We start from the raw sequence: 14,679 nt of genomic DNA, 5'->3' as shown, positions 1-14,679 counted from the left end.
TAAAGCTCAGTAAATTCAGCAAAGTTCAGGGTTTTGGGGGTTAGAGGCATGCTCCCTCAGCTCTACCCCCAAACCCGGTCGGTCGGTGGGGAGCAGGCAGCCGTCCTGCAGGATGGCCCCGGCAAAGGGATCGTCGATGAGGTTGAGGTGGCTATCCAAGTCCAGGTAATCCACCAGGGGAGCCAAGTGGGCCGCCGCCGTATTCCCCAGAGCTGTGTTGCTGTAGCAGCCCAACATCACCTGTAGGCCGTGGGCTTTGGCGGTGTGGATCATGCGCCAGGCTTCGCTGAGGCCTCCGCACTTCATCAGCTTAATGTTGATCCCGTGGACGCGATCCACCAGAGGGGGGATATCGCGGCTGTCCATACAGCTCTCATCCACAAAAATGGGCAGCTTCGACTCGTGCCAGAGGGTGATCAGCTTCGCTTCCTGCCCCCTCTCCAAAGGCTGCTCCAGGTAGCTCACCCCTTGCCCCGCCAGCCAGTTGCTCATGCTCAGGGTTTGCTCCACCGTCCAAGCGCCGTTGGCATCCACTGTAATCAGGGATCCCAGCGGGATCACCTCTTGTACAGCAATCAGCATGTTCTGATCCGCCATCAGCCCCGAGTCGCTGCCCAGCTTGATCTTAAAAGCCCGCGCTTGGGTCTGTTCCATCCAGGCCAAGGCGCGCTGGCGGGCCGCCTGCGGGGTGGAGATGCCGATCGTCATCGTCGTGGGCGGAATGCGGGAGCGATCCAGCCCCCACAACTGCCACAGGGGCCTCCCCAGCCGTTTGCCCATCCAATCGTGCAGGGCCATATCCACCGCTGCCCGCGCTGCCGAAGGGATCCCGGCCCGCAGCAGTTCTGCCTCGATTGGCTGTCGCTCCCAGGGGGAATGGCGGCGCAGGATCCCTTTGGCCACCTCCAGACCCATCAGGATGTCGTCCAGAGACTGCTGGCAATCGTCGCTCACCGAAAAAGGGCAAGCCTCTCCCCACCCTTCAACTCCCTCCTCCTCAATTCGCACCCAAGCCAAGGTTGTATCGCTGTGGGTACCTCGGCTGATGGTCAAGGCGTAGCGCTTGTGAACGGTGAAAGGTTCGACGTAGAGCCGCATGGGCATCTCCAGAAGAGGAAGCTTGGAGGGGCAATTGGGCCTGGGCCGCCCCTTTGAGCTTAGCTTGGTTCCCAGCCCAGCCTGCCCCCGTCCCCAAGCCCAGAAAACAAGTTATCCCTTGCCCCGTCCGCCGTCTATGGTGGGATCCAGATCCACCGTTCTCCATACCCTTGCCACCATGAATACCGCCGAACTGCTGGTTCGCTGCCTGGAAAATGAGGGGGTGCAGTACATCTTCGGCGTTCCTGGCGAAGAAAACCTGGAAGTCCTGCAAGCCCTGCGCCGCTCCTCAATTCGCTTTATCACCACCCGCCACGAACAGGGGGCCGCCTTCATGGCCGATGTCTATGGCCGGCTGACGGGCAGAGCGGGGGTGTGTCTCTCCACCTTGGGGCCGGGCGCCACCAACCTGATGACCGGAGTTGCCGATGCCAACCTGGATGGAGCACCCCTAGTGGCCATCACCGGCCAAGTGGGCACCGACCGCATGCACATCGAATCCCATCAATACCTGGATTTGGTGGCCATGTTTGCCCCCGTCACCAAGTGGAATGCCCAGATCGTGCGCCCCAGCATCACCCCGGAGATCGTGCGCAAGGCTTTCAAATTGGCCCAAACCGAGAAGCCCGGGGCCGTCCACATCGACTTGCCGGAAAACATCGCCGCCATGGAAGCCAGCGGCACTCCCTTGAGGAGAGATCGCCTGGACAAAACCTACGCCTCCTATCAAAGCCTGAACGAAGCGGCCTCCCTGATCTCCCGCGCCCGCAACCCCTTGATTTTGGCCGGCAATGGGGCCATTCGCGCCCAAGCCAGCAGCGCCCTCACCGAATTTGCCACCCGCTTGAACATCCCCGTGGTCAACACCTTCATGGGCAAAGGAGTGATCCCCTACACCCACCCCTTGTCCTTGTGGGCCGTTGGCCTACAGCAGCGGGATCTGGTCAGTTGTGGTTTCGACCGCACCGATCTGTTGATCGCCGTCGGCTACGACCTCATCGAGTACTCTCCCAAGAAATGGAACCCCGACGGCACCATCCCCATCGTTCACATCGCCGCCCTGCCGGCTGAAATCGACAGCAGCTACATCCCGCAAGTAGAGGTGGTGGGAGACATTTCCGACTCCCTGATGGAGATCCTGCGCCGCTGCGATCGCACGGGCAAGCCGGATCCCTATGGCATCAGCCTGCGGCAGAACATCGTCCGCGAGTACACCTGCTATGCCCAGGATCAGAGCTACCCGATCAAGCCCCAAAAGCTGATCTACGACCTGCGCCAAGTCCTGGAACCCGAAGACATCGTCATCTCCGATGTCGGCGCCCACAAGATGTGGATGGCCCGCCTCTACCACTGTGACAAACCCAACACCTGTCTCATCTCCAACGGCTTTGCCGCCATGGGCATCGCCATTCCGGGGGCCTTGGCCGCCAAATTGGTGCATCCCGACCGGCGCATCGTGGCCGTAACCGGAGATGGAGGGTTCATGATGAACTGCCAAGAGCTGGAAACTGCCCTCAGGGTGGGCACTCCCTTTGTCACCCTCATCTTCAACGATGGCGGCTATGGGCTGATCGAGTGGAAGCAACACAATCAGTACAACGAGGCTGCTTTCGTCAAGTTCGGCAATCCAGACTTCGTTAAGCTGGCGGAGAGCATGGGCCTCAAGGGCTACCGTGTCGAAAAGGCTGCCGAGCTGATCCCCATCCTGAAGCAGGCCCTCGAGCAGCCGGTGCCCACCCTCATCGACTGCCCTGTCGATTACGGCGAAAATCTTTACTTGACCCAGCGGTCGCAAGCGCTGGTCTGCGAGACTTAGGGGGTGAGGTGGATAGGAATGCGAGATTTGAGCCGAGTTGGGGCATAGTAAGCCCAGGGTTGGCGGCCTCTGGGAAGTCCAGACTTATGTATCTTTACCGTTGACCCTTAGCAGCCAAGTGCAGTGAAATAGAGGCATTGTGGGTGACCCGCCAGCATGAACGATCTTCCTCCCCCTCCTTTTACCTCGCGCCGTGCCGGTGCTGCCAGCAAAGCTCTGGCCATCGCCAACGTCAGCATTACCCCCTTTGGCCGCAAGTTAAAGGAGCTGGGCTTTGCCGACGATAAGCAGATCCAGGACATCCAAAACGCCCTCAAAGCGGATCGAGAGGGCAACAGCAAGGCCCTGGCTCTGGTGGTCAAGGATATCGTGGGCAAAGAGATCACCCCTGACCTGGAGCGGGCTTACAAACGGCAGCAGCTCTTTGAACTGAAAATCATCTACGGGATCCCCTCCCTGGATGTCGACCTGGAGCCGGTGGAGATCTCCGAGATGATTGGGCTGATCGACTCGATCTTGCCCCTCGACATCTGCAACCGCTACAAGTTCTTGCCCATTCGCCGTCGAGACAATCAGGTGACGGTGGCGATGGTCAAGCCAGACAACCTGCAGGCACTGGACGACATTCAACGGCGCTTCCGCATCCAGGGGCTGAAGCTGCAGCGGCGGGTCTTCACCCAGCGGGATTTCGAGACCCTGATCAACCGCTACATGGATGCGCAGGCGGAGCTGCTGGCCATCAAGGGGATCAACGACGCGGCTGCTGCCCAACAGGAAGAAGAGGTGGTGGTCAACACTGCCGAAATCGATCTGGATGCTATTGAGGATGTGGCTGCCGATGAGGCCGGCGAGGGATCCCTGGAGCAGCAGGTCAAATCGGCAGATGATGCCCCGATTATTAAACTGTCCAACCAGATCCTGGTCAAGGCCCTGCAGGACGGGGCGTCTGACATCCACATCGAGCCGCAAGAAGAATACCTGCGCATCCGCTTCCGCAAAGATGGGGTGTTGCGGCAGGCTTTTGAAAACTTTCCCAAGAAGATCGTCCCCGCCCTCACTGCCCGCTTTAAAATCATCTCCAACCTGAATATTGCCGAGCGGCGCATGCCCCAGGATGGGCGGATCCGGCGGGTCTTCAAGGGGCGCAAGGTGGACTTCCGGGTCAGCACCCTGCCCTCCCGCTATGGGGAGAAGATCGTGCTGCGGATCCTGGACAACTCCGCCACCCAACTGGGGCTGGACAAGCTGATCACCGACCCAGAGACCTTGGAAAGCTTCAAGGAGATTGTCAGGCGACCCTTTGGCCTAATCTTGGTGACCGGGCCAACGGGATCCGGGAAAACCACCACCCTCTACTCGGCTCTGGCGGAGGTGAACGATCCGGGCATCAACATCAGCACCGCCGAGGATCCCATTGAATACTCGCTGCCGGGGATCACCCAAGTGCAGGTGATCCGAGAAAAGGGCATGGACTTTGCCATGATCCTGCGCGCCTTCCTGCGGCAAGACCCGGATGTGATCCTGGTGGGGGAAACCCGCGACCACGAGACGGCCAAAACCGCCATCGAGGCTTCCCTTACCGGTCACCTGGTGTTGACCACCCTACACACCAACGATGCCCCCGGTGCCATCGCCCGCCTGACGGAGATGGGGATCGAGCCATTTATGATCTCCAGCTCGTTGCTGGGGGTGTTGGCCCAGCGCTTAATGCGCCGAGTGTGTACGGCCTGTCGGATCCCCTACCACCCCACACCTGAGGAGCTGGCCCGCTACGGCCTTACCCTCAGCGGCGATGGCGAGCAGCTCACCTTTTACAAAGCCAACAAGCTCTCCCCCAAAGAGGTAGAACAGCGCAAGGCCACCGGCAAGCCCATCTGCGAGAACTGCGGGGGCGTGGGCTACAAAGGCCGGATAGGGGTGTACGAATTCATGCGCATGAACGACCGCCTCGCGGATTTGATCAACAAAGAAGCCCCCACTGAGGTGATCAAGGAAGCGGCGGTGGAAAGTGGCATGAAAACCCTGCTGGCCTACAGCTTGATGCTGGTGAAGCAGGGCCTCACCACGCTGGAGGAGGTGGATCGGGTGACCCTTACCGATAAGGGCCTGGAAAGTGAGCTGAAGGCCCGTGCCAAGGCTCTCAGCACCTGCCGCAACTGTGGCGCGGCCTTGCATGTAGACTGGATGGATTGCCCCTATTGCCTGACGCCGAAGTTTTAGGAAGTCGCCTTGGCCCTTGACGGTGTTGGGGTGCCGACTATAACAGTCCTATACAGTTGCCTTTCTGACATGGCTTTGGCCACTAGCTCTTTTGATAGATAGCTCTACTCACCTTTGGAGAACCCAACCCTATGCCCCAACTGATGATCGAAGACCTGATGGAAGCAATCGTCCAAAAGGGCGGTTCCGACATTCATATTTCGGCGGGTTTGCCCCCCTACTTCCGCATCAATGGTCACCTCGAGCCGACAGAGCATGAGCCTCTCTCCGCAGAGGAGGTGCAGCGGCTGATCTTCAGCATGTTGAACAATAACCAGCGCAAGCAGTTGGAGCAAAACTGGGAACTGGACTGCTCCTACGGGGTGCGCGGGATCGGGCGCTTCCGCGTGAACGTCTACCGCGATCGCGGCACCTATGCTTGCGCCATGCGGGCCCTGGCTTCTGAGATCCCCAACATCGACAAGCTGGGCCTGCCGGATGTGTGTAAGGAAGCAGCTCGCCTGCCGCGGGGCTTGGTGCTGGTAACCGGCCCAACGGGATCTGGCAAATCGACTACGCTGGCTTCCATGATCGACATGATCAACCGCGAACGGGCCGAGCACATCCTCACCATCGAGGATCCCATTGAGTATATCTACACCCCCATTCGCAGCATCATCCACCAGCGGCAACTGGGGGAAGACACCAAGAGTTTTGCCAATGCCCTGCGGGCAGCGATGCGGGAGGATCCGGATGTGATCCTGATCGGGGAGATGCGGGATCTGGAGACCATCCAGTTGGCCATTACCGCCGCCGAGACGGGCCACCTCTGCTTTGCCACGGTACACACCAGTTCTGCCGCCCAGACGGTGGATCGCTTGGTGGATGTGTTTCCGCCCGAGCAGCAGCAGCAGATTCGCGTGCAGCTCTCCAACTCCCTCAAGGCCGTCTTCTCCCAAACTCTGGCCCGCCGCCTCAATCCCAAGCCAGGAGAGCCTGGACGGGTGCTGGTGCAGGAAATCATGGTGGTGACGCCGGCCATTGCCAACCTGATTCGGGAGGGCAAAACTGCCCAGATCTACTCGGCTATCCAGACGGGGGGCAAGCAGGGCATGAAAACGCTGGAGCAAGATCTGGCTAACCTTTACCTACAGGGCAAGATCGACTTCGATACGGCCATGTCTAAGACCTCTCGCCCCGAGGAGTTGCAACGGCTTTTGGGCAACGTTACCGGGCCCTCGCCAGCCGCGGCTGCCCAGCAACAGCGGCCAGCAGCAGTTGCCACCCGTCGCTAAACCTCGTTGCCACCAGGCAGTGCTGGGATCCCCGGGTGAGGGTTCATTGCCGATCTCTAGCCGCTGACTTGATTTGTGGCTAAGCTCTAGCTGAGAGATTGTTGATCTGCCCAAGGTTTGGGCTGACTTCTCTTTTGCACCTGCGAAACATTTAAAGCCATTTCGTTATTTAGAGCGATCTAGCCGGGGGTACAGCCATGCCGCGCTACAAGGTTCGGGGGTTAAAGGCCGGTCAGCCGGTACGCCTGACGGTGGTGGCCAACAGCTTGACCGAAGTTCGTGCACGGCTGCGCCGAGACGGGATTTTTGCCAAACAGGAAGACATTCAGGAGGAGAAACCCTTCTTTTCCTTGGATACGTCTTTCGATTTCTCAATGCTGGGATCCATCGACATTCGCGACAAGGCAGTGTTCTCCCGGCAATTTGCTGCCTTGATCAACGCCGGCGTGTCGATGGTGCGCTCTCTTACCATCATGGAGGAGCAAACCGGCAACCCCAAACTCAAAAAGTACCTGAGGGCTATCCGAGCGGAGGTGGAGGCGGGGAAAAACCTCTCCGACTCCATCCGCCCTTATCCCGACGCCTTCGACGGCCTCTACTGCAGCATGGTGCAGGCGGGGGAGGTGGGCGGCGTGCTGGACGAAGTGCTCAACCGCCTGGCCAAGCTGCTGGAGGACATGGATCGCCTGCAGAAGCAGATCAAATCAGCCATGACCTACCCGGTGGTGGTGACGATCTTGGCTGTCTTGATTTTCTTGGGCATGGTGCTGTTCATCTTGCCCACGTTTGAGAGCATCTACAACGACTTGGGTGGGGAGCTGCCCGCCTTTACCCAGTTTTTCATCAACATCAGCAAGTTCCTGCGCACGCCCCAGTACAGCTTGGGGCTGGTGGGCTTTCTAGGGGCCGTCTATTTTGCTTTCCGGCGCTTTTACCGCACCCCTGCCGGCAAGGAGACCATCGACGCGCTGGCCCTCAAGCTCCCTCTCTTCGGGGATCTGATCCAGAAGTCGGCGGTGGCTCGCTTCTGCCGCACCTTTGGCGCTCTCACCCGCTCCGGGGTGCCGGTGCTGACTTCCTTGGAAATTGTGCGCGACACCTCCGGCAACCAGGTGGTGGCCAACGCCATTGACGCCGCCCGCCAATCCATCTCAGAGGGAGGGCAGATTGCCCCTGCTCTGGGCAAGGCCAAGGTCTTCCCAGTCATGGCCATTCAGATGATCAGCGTGGGGGAAGAGACAGGGGAGCTGGACGCGATGCTGATGAAGACGGCGGATTTCTACGAGCTGGAGGTGGAGGAGGCGGTACGCGCCCTCACCAGCCTGCTGGAGCCGTTGATGATCGTGATCCTGGGCGGTATGGTGGGCTGCATTATCGTGGCCATGTACCTGCCCATGTTCAACGTGTTCGAGTTGGTGAAGTAGTGGATTGGGCTGACCCTTGAACCCCCAGGGCGGCCAGGGCACAGGGTAGGAGCAACAAAGGAAAGGGATCCCATGCTGAGGCGATGGTTAGCGGCCCTGGTGCTGTTGTTGGGGGTGGGGCTGGCAGTTTTGCTTTCCGAACAGCCGACGGGATCCCTGGCGGGACGGGTGGAGCTGCCGGCAGAGGCTCCGCCTGGGGATGTGCAGGTCATTGCAGCCGGCCCGGTCACGCGCAGCGCCAGCTTGGCCTCAGATGGCGAATATCGCTTGGATCGATTGCCTGTTGGGGAATACCAGGTGACGGTGCAGGGATCCGGCCTGGAAACGGTGGGCAGCCAGGGATCCGTTCTGGTGCGGGAGGGGGCAACGGTTCGGATCCCCACCTTGCGCCCTCAGCTTGTCCCCCCCGGTCTCTATCTCTACAGCACCAGCCAGGTGTTTACGACCGCAGAACCGGCGCGGCTGCAGTGGCGGGCCACCAGCCTGGGCTCGGTGCAGCTCAGCCTCTATCGCTTTTCCCTGACAGAGCTGCAGGGATCCCCTCTCTTGCGGGATTTGGCGGATGCTGGCTATGGCTCCCTGAATCTGGCTCTGTATCCCACCCTGCGGCGGGAGCTTGTGCGCAGTTGGCAGCAGCCGGTGCCACGACGAGCGGGAGAGGGGTGGACAGCCCAAACCTTGGAGCTGGGGATCCTGCCGCCGGGGGCCTACTGGGTGGAGGCGGAGGGCCGGGAGCCGCTGAATGCGGCTGCACCCTTGCCCCGTTTCGACCATTGGTTTTTGGTGAGCGATCTCGGCCTCATCCAGAAGCAGGATGCCAGCCAGTTGGTGGTGCAGGCGGTGCACCTGCGGGAGCTGCGTCCCCTGGCCGGGATCCAGATCCAAGTTTTCGGGGAGTGGGGGGATCCCTTGACGGCCACCACCGATGCAGAGGGGCTAGCCCGCTTTGGCCTGCCGGCGAGAGAGGGTTCTTCCCTGGTGGTCTATGGCCGCAGTGCCGACAACACCCTGCAGGCTTTGTCCCGCAGCTACGCCTATGGCTGGAACCAGCCCCACCGGATCTACGCCTACACGGATCGTCCCCTCTACCGCCCTGGCCAAACCGTCTATTTCCGCGCCCTGGTGCGAGAGCAAACCCGCCTCACGCCGCCCCCGGTAGGACAAGCAGTGCAACTGACCCTTACGGCCCCCAACGGGGATGTGTTGAGCGAACAAACCCTGGCCACCAATGCTTTTGGCAGTGTCTATGGGGAGTTTCAACTGCCGGAAGAGGCGCCCCTGGGCAGCTACGGCCTGGAGTGGCAGGTGTCAGGGCCGCAGGGATCCAGCGGCGAATACACCTCTTTTCAGGTGGAAGCCTACCGCAAGCCGGAGTTTGAGGTGGCGGTGGTGCCCGACCGACCTTGGCTGGTGCGGGGGGGATCCCTGAAGGTGCAGGTGGAGGCCGAGTATCTTTTCGGCGCGCCGGTGGCCGCTGCCCAGCTCCGCTACCGAGTTTACAGCAGCCCCGACTGGAGCCTGCGCTATGGGCTGTTGCCCCGTTCTGCCGAGGAAGACTATTTCGCCGACGACCTGGGAGAGGAGCAGGGCTACTACGGCGGCTACGGCCAGTTGGTGGCGGAAGGGGAAGGGGTGACGGATGCCCAAGGGCGGGCGGAGTTTCGCCTGGATCGCCTGCTGCAGGATCTCAACTGGGAAGAAGACAGCTACTGGGGCCCCCAAGAGGTGCAGCAGTTGCGCATCGAGGTGGAGGTGACCGACATCAGCCGTCGCACCGTGACCGGAACGGCGAGGGCCTGGGTCACGGCTGGCGAATTTGCCCTCTTTGCCGAGGCCGACCGCCACCTGCCCGCTCCGGGGGATACCCTCACCTACCGGCTGCAAGCCCGCGATTACGATGGCCGCCCCGTCAGCGCCACCGGAGAGCTGAGCCTGGAGCGCTGGCGCTGGGATCCCAAGAGCAGCACCTACCAACGGCAAGGTACCCTGCTGCGGCAGCCTTTTCAGATCGTCAACGGGGAGGGCAGCCTCACCCTCAGCTTGCCCGCCGACCTGGAGCCGGGAGACTACCGGGTGCGGTTGACGGCATGGGATCCCCGCCGTCAAAGTGCTCCGCACCGCTGGCGCGAACGGGTGCAGGAGGTGGACTATCTCTGGGTGGTGGAGCCGGGCAGCCCCCTACAAAGTTGGGGATCCCTGCCCAGCCTGGAAGTGGTGGCGGATCGGCAGATCTACCAGGTGGGGGAAGAGGCCCAGATCCTGATAGTCTCGCCGCTGCCGGATGTGGCGGTGCTGGTGGGCATTGAGGGATCCCGGCTGCACCAGGTGCAGGTGCTGCGTCTCCAGGGGCATACGGCCACGCTGCGGCTGCCCATCCGCGGCGACTATCGTCCCAATCTCTACGTCACTGCCACTGCCATCGGCCCAGAGCGGCGGCTGTACCGAAGCGAGGCCCTGCTGCGGGTCTCCCCCTTGGATCGCTTTTTGCAGGTGGAGCTGCAAACCGATAAACCCACCTATCGACCGGGCGAGACCGCCCAAATCCAAATCCGCACCCGCGATGCCCAAGGGCAGCCGGTGAGCGCCGAGGTGGGCCTAGGGATTGTGGACAATGCCCTCTACCTATTGCGACCCGACTTCACCCCGGATATTCGCCGCTTCTTCTATGGGCGCCAGTACAACCAAGTTACCACCACTACCTCTTTCCCTCAGCAATATCCCGGCGGTGCTGACAAGCTGGCCGGCCAAGTGCGGGAGGACTTTCGCGATACCGCCGCCTGGTTCCCGGATCTGGTCACCAATGCCGATGGCCTGGCTCAGGTGCAGGTGCGCTGGCCCGACAACCTGACCACCTGGCGCTTGACCGCCCGCGCTGCCACTGCCGACACCCAGGTGGGATCCGCTCTTGCCACAGTCTCGGTTAGCAAAGACCTGTTGGTGCGCTTGGCCGCTCCCCGCTTTTTCCGGGTGGGGGATCAGCTCACCTTGGCGGCCATTGTGCAAAACCGCACGGGTCAAGCCCAAGCGGTGGAGGTGCGGCTGGAAGTTCCTGTTCCTGCCGGTGGGATCTTGAAATTGCAAGGCCCGGAACGACAACGCCTCACCGTGCCGGCCCAAGGAGCGGGGCGGGTGGAATGGCCTCTCCAGGTTCTGGGGGCCGGAGATACCTCTCTGCGGGTCTGGGCGGAAGGGAATGGGCTGAAAGATGCGTTGCAACTGCGGATCCCCAGCCAGCCCTTTGGGGCGGCGCATCGCTTCTCCCAAGTGGGCCAACTGGGAACCCCGTCTGGCTTGCGTGAAGGGGAGTCTGGCAGTCTGGAGTTGCCGCTGGATTGGCCCGCCACCTGGGTGCCGGGATCCCGGCAGCTTCACCTGGAACTGGCCGCTAGCCCGGCAGCAACCCTGCTGGAGCCGCTGGATTACCTGGTGGAGTTCCCCTACGGCTGCACCGAGCAAACCCTGAGTCGCTTCTTGCCCGCCCTAGCCGTCGCCCAAGTCAGCGAGCAGTTGGGCTTGAACCTGCGCTGTTGCTCCGCAACGCCGACGCGACCGCAAACCCTGGAGCGGCTGCCTCGAGTGCTTCGATCCGGCTTGCAGCGACTGGAGGGATCCCAGAACTACGATGGGGGCTGGGGCTGGTGGGCCCATGACCGGAGCAACCCCTATCTGACCGGATACATCCTGCAGGGATATCATCTTGCCCAAGCTGCTGGCTATGCCCTCAAAGAGTGGCGGGTGCGGCAGGCCTTGGACTATCTGGCCGCTCAACTGGCCCAGCCACAAGCCCTCTCCCCGGATCTGCAGGCTTTTGTCGCCTACAGCCTGGCCCTCTGGGATCCCGCCTTGGTGACTGCCGACCTGCCGCCGCCGGAGCGGCTCTCCACCTTTGGCCTGGCCTACCATGGCCTGGCTGCCCTGCAACTGGGCCAGAGGGATCTTGCCCAGGCAGCCCTGGATGAGGTTCTGGAGCGGCGGCAACAGGATCCCCAAGGGCGCTGGTTTATCCCGGCTGCTCCAACTCGTGCGACCCAAGAGCGCTCCACCTACGACGACATGGAGGTGGCCGGCCCCCTACTGCAATTGGCCGTTCGGCTGCAGGATGACCGGGCTGCCCAGATTGCCGAGGCCCTTCTCCAGCAGCGGCAAAACAACCGCTGGCGCACCACCAAAGCCACCGCTGATGCTCTCCTCGGCCTGTCCGCCTACTACCAGGCCCAGCAGCAGCAGCTTCCCAGCCCCGGCGAGGTGCGGGTGTTGGATGGGACAACCGGATCCCTTCTCGGTCGCTGGCAGGCCGGCGCTGGGGATCCCCGCTATGGGCTGGATTGGGCTGACGCAGAAGTGGGGAACCTGAGCAGCCTGCGCCTGGAAAAGTCCGGCCCCGGCCCCCTTTACTACAGCTTGAGGGGAGAAGCCTTCGTCCCCAACCCTCTGCCCTCTCAAGCCCAAGGCTTTGCGGTGAGCCGCAGCTACTTCCGCCTACAGCCCCAGCCCCAACCCAACGGGGAGATCCGCTACCGAGAGCAGCCGCTGCGCCCTGGCGACACAGTAAGGGCCGGAGAAATCCTCCTGGCCCGGTTGACGGTGGAAGCCGAGCGGGACAGCCACTACGTGGTGGTCGAGGATCCCCTGCCCAGCGGCGCCGAGATCACCTCCCAGGATCCGCGAGAGTTCACCGGCTTGGCCCCAGACTACTGGTGGGACTGGTTTTGGACCCGCCAAGAGAATCGGGATGACCGCGTGGCCTTTTTCAGCACCGAGCTCAAGCAGGGTCGCCATGAGTTTGTCTATCTCTTCCGTCCGGAGATCCCCGGCCAATTCCAGGTGGCTCCTGCCTTGGCAGAAGAAATGTACGACCCCAGCCGCTATGGCCGCAGCGCCGCTTACTCCCTCGAAGTTCTCCCTTGAATGTCTCGAACCTGCCCACTTGGCCAGAAACAAAGTAACCAGTTGCGTCAGTGTGGCCCAAGGGCTGACGCAATGAGCAGCTGCGCATGGCTGGGCCGCCCCCAAAGCACCTGCTCCTGCTTGTAAACGACCATGCCGGGCGGGGATCCCTTGGGTTTGAACACCAGTTTCGGGCGAGTGTAGACTACCGGCACCTGTTCGCTGAGGCGACCGCGGCTGAAATGGGCCGCCAAATCAGCAGCCGCCTGCAGATCTTCGCTTTCTGCTACAGCGCCGGGGGGCAAGCGCAGCAGCACATGACTGCCGGGGATCTCCTGGGCATGAAACCACCAATCGTGTTCCTGGGCCACGCGAAAGGTGAGCTGGTCATTTTGCAGGTTGTTGCGCCCCACCCAAATGGAGAAGCCACTGGGGCTGGTAAAGCGGTGGGGGTTGAAGGTTGCCGGTGAGGCATGTTTTGAGCTCGCCCGCAGAGACTCTGTCCCGCTGTTGCGAGTGGGACTCTCCAAGTAGCGCTGTTCAATCAGCTCGGTCTCAATTTCCTTGAGGGTGGTCAAGTCTTGGGGATCCCGATAGGTTTCCAGCTGTTGTAGAGACGCTTCCACCTGCTCGAGGTAGAGGATCTCTTGGCCAAGCGCCTCTTGTAGGGGCCGGATAGCATCCTGGGCCCGTTTTTGTTTGCGGTGCTTGCGGTAGTAGGCTTGGGCATTGAGAATGGCATTTTTTTCGGGGTCGAGAGGGATCTTGACCGTCTGGCCGCTGGCAAAATCCGGCAGCTCGATGTGATGCAACCCTGGCCGCCAGAGGTGGAGGTGGGCCATCAACAAGTCGGCAGCCTGCTTGGAGGCTTCCGCTTGGGTGGAGTCGGCCAGCATTGCCTCAAATTGCTCTCGCCGCTGATAGAGCTTTTTCAGCAGGGTGGATACCCTTTGCAGCAGACGGTGGCGCTCTCGCTCAAACTGTTCGCGGTTAAGCTGAGCCTGGTAGTAGCCTTCCAGAAGTTGGTGCAGATTGAGTCGAGAAGGTTGTTGCAGGGACTCCGTCCCGCTAACGGGAACGGCACCGCTTGCCCAGCCGAGAACGGTGTATCCCTGGGGAGTGGGAGCTGGGTCAAACTGGCCTGTTTCCAGACGGGTTAACCAGTCTTGCCACCTGGCAAACAGCGCCTGCCAATCCTGGGCAGAGAGGTGATCGGTGGGGGTTTGCGGCGGGATCCCAGCCTGATGACACATCGCTTCCACCAAGTGCCGACTGAGGCCGCGATAACAGCGCAACAGCCGTTGGCCGATGGGGCCGGGGATCAGGGCAACGCGCTCTTGCCAGCAGGAGAAGGGCTCGGATCGCTGCGGGATCGGATCGGTTAGGGCCGGGGGGGCTTCATAGGGCAGGCCCGGCTGCACTGGACGGATTCGCGATTGGCGCTCGCTTACCCCATGGCCACTGGCCAAGATCATGCCCGCCTCGTCCACCAAAATGGCATTGCTGTGCTTGCCCATCACCTCCAGGTAGAGATGGCGATAAGGGGGATCCCCAGGCCGAGGAGCAAAGCGCAAGTCAATCACCCGTTCCCAATCCTCCAGCAGAGCCAGCTCCGTCAGAGCCAAACCCTTCAGGTGCCGTTGGAGGAACTGGCTAAATTGAAAGCCATCCGGCTCTTTGGGAGGAGGCTGACAGAGGTGGAGACGGGCCGCCTGAGGATGCCAGCACAACAGCAAGCAGGGGCGGGCAGTGAGGGTGCGCAAGCCAATGACCACCGTCCACAGATCGGTCTGTTGGATCCATTCCACGCGGGCAGGCAACACTGGATCCCGACCTGTCTTAGCCTGGGTTAGATCGGCGAGCACAGCACGCAGGGTGGTTAAATCAACCGGCTGCATCCCTGTTGCTGATACATTTACGCTGAACACTGCTGAACATCACTGTTCAACTATGCAGCGAT

Annotated in this window: 7 protein-coding genes; 5 read left to right on the top strand and 2 right to left on the bottom strand. The window is 61.5% G+C overall.

All coding sequences use genetic code 11. From position 1 onward, the window contains the following. Positions 1–15: 15 nt before the first annotated feature. On the bottom strand, positions 16–1,098 hold the full coding sequence (locus tag NW838_RS14985; protein WP_414357724.1) for a dipeptide epimerase: 1,083 nt from the start codon (positions 1,096–1,098) through the stop codon (positions 16–18). Positions 1,099–1,276: 178 nt separating this feature from the next. On the opposite strand from NW838_RS14985, the gene NW838_RS14980 reads away from it, so the two are divergent. The 5 genes from NW838_RS14980 (at position 1,277) to NW838_RS14960 (ending at position 12,740) form a co-directional block, all read left to right on the top strand. Continuing rightward, positions 1,277–2,914: an acetolactate synthase large subunit gene (locus NW838_RS14980; protein ID WP_414428316.1), complete on the top strand. Its 1,638-nt coding sequence runs from the start codon at positions 1,277–1,279 to the stop codon at positions 2,912–2,914. A gap of 156 nt (positions 2,915–3,070) precedes the next feature. After that, a complete protein-coding gene (locus NW838_RS14975) occupies positions 3,071–5,134 on the top strand; it encodes a GspE/PulE family protein (protein WP_414428315.1) in 2,064 nt (687 codons plus the stop codon). 131 nt (positions 5,135–5,265) lie between these two features. Then, entirely contained in the window at positions 5,266–6,408 is a 1,143-nt protein-coding gene (locus tag NW838_RS14970; RefSeq protein WP_414416532.1) for a type IV pilus twitching motility protein PilT, read from the top strand. A gap of 197 nt (positions 6,409–6,605) precedes the next feature. Beyond that, positions 6,606–7,832 (top strand): type II secretion system F family protein, encoded by a 1,227-nt coding sequence (locus NW838_RS14965; RefSeq protein ID WP_414357726.1) that lies wholly within the window; start codon positions 6,606–6,608, stop codon positions 7,830–7,832. A 72-nt stretch (positions 7,833–7,904) separates the two neighbouring features. Then, complete coding sequence (locus NW838_RS14960) at positions 7,905–12,740, top strand: alpha-2-macroglobulin family protein (protein WP_414428314.1); 4,836 nt, start codon at positions 7,905–7,907, stop codon at positions 12,738–12,740. Between the two features lie 47 nt (positions 12,741–12,787). On the opposite strand, the gene NW838_RS14955 is transcribed toward NW838_RS14960, so the two are convergent. After that, positions 12,788–14,617: an NFACT family protein gene (locus tag NW838_RS14955; protein ID WP_414428313.1), complete on the bottom strand. Its 1,830-nt coding sequence runs from the start codon at positions 14,615–14,617 to the stop codon at positions 12,788–12,790. Positions 14,618–14,679 lie beyond the last annotated feature (62 nt).

Origin of the sequence: Synechococcus sp. R55.2, assembly GCF_047462075.1 — a bacterium.
Taxonomy (GTDB): domain Bacteria; phylum Cyanobacteriota; class Cyanobacteriia; order Thermostichales; family Thermostichaceae; genus Thermostichus.
This window is presented reverse-complemented; position numbering and strand designations above follow the sequence as displayed.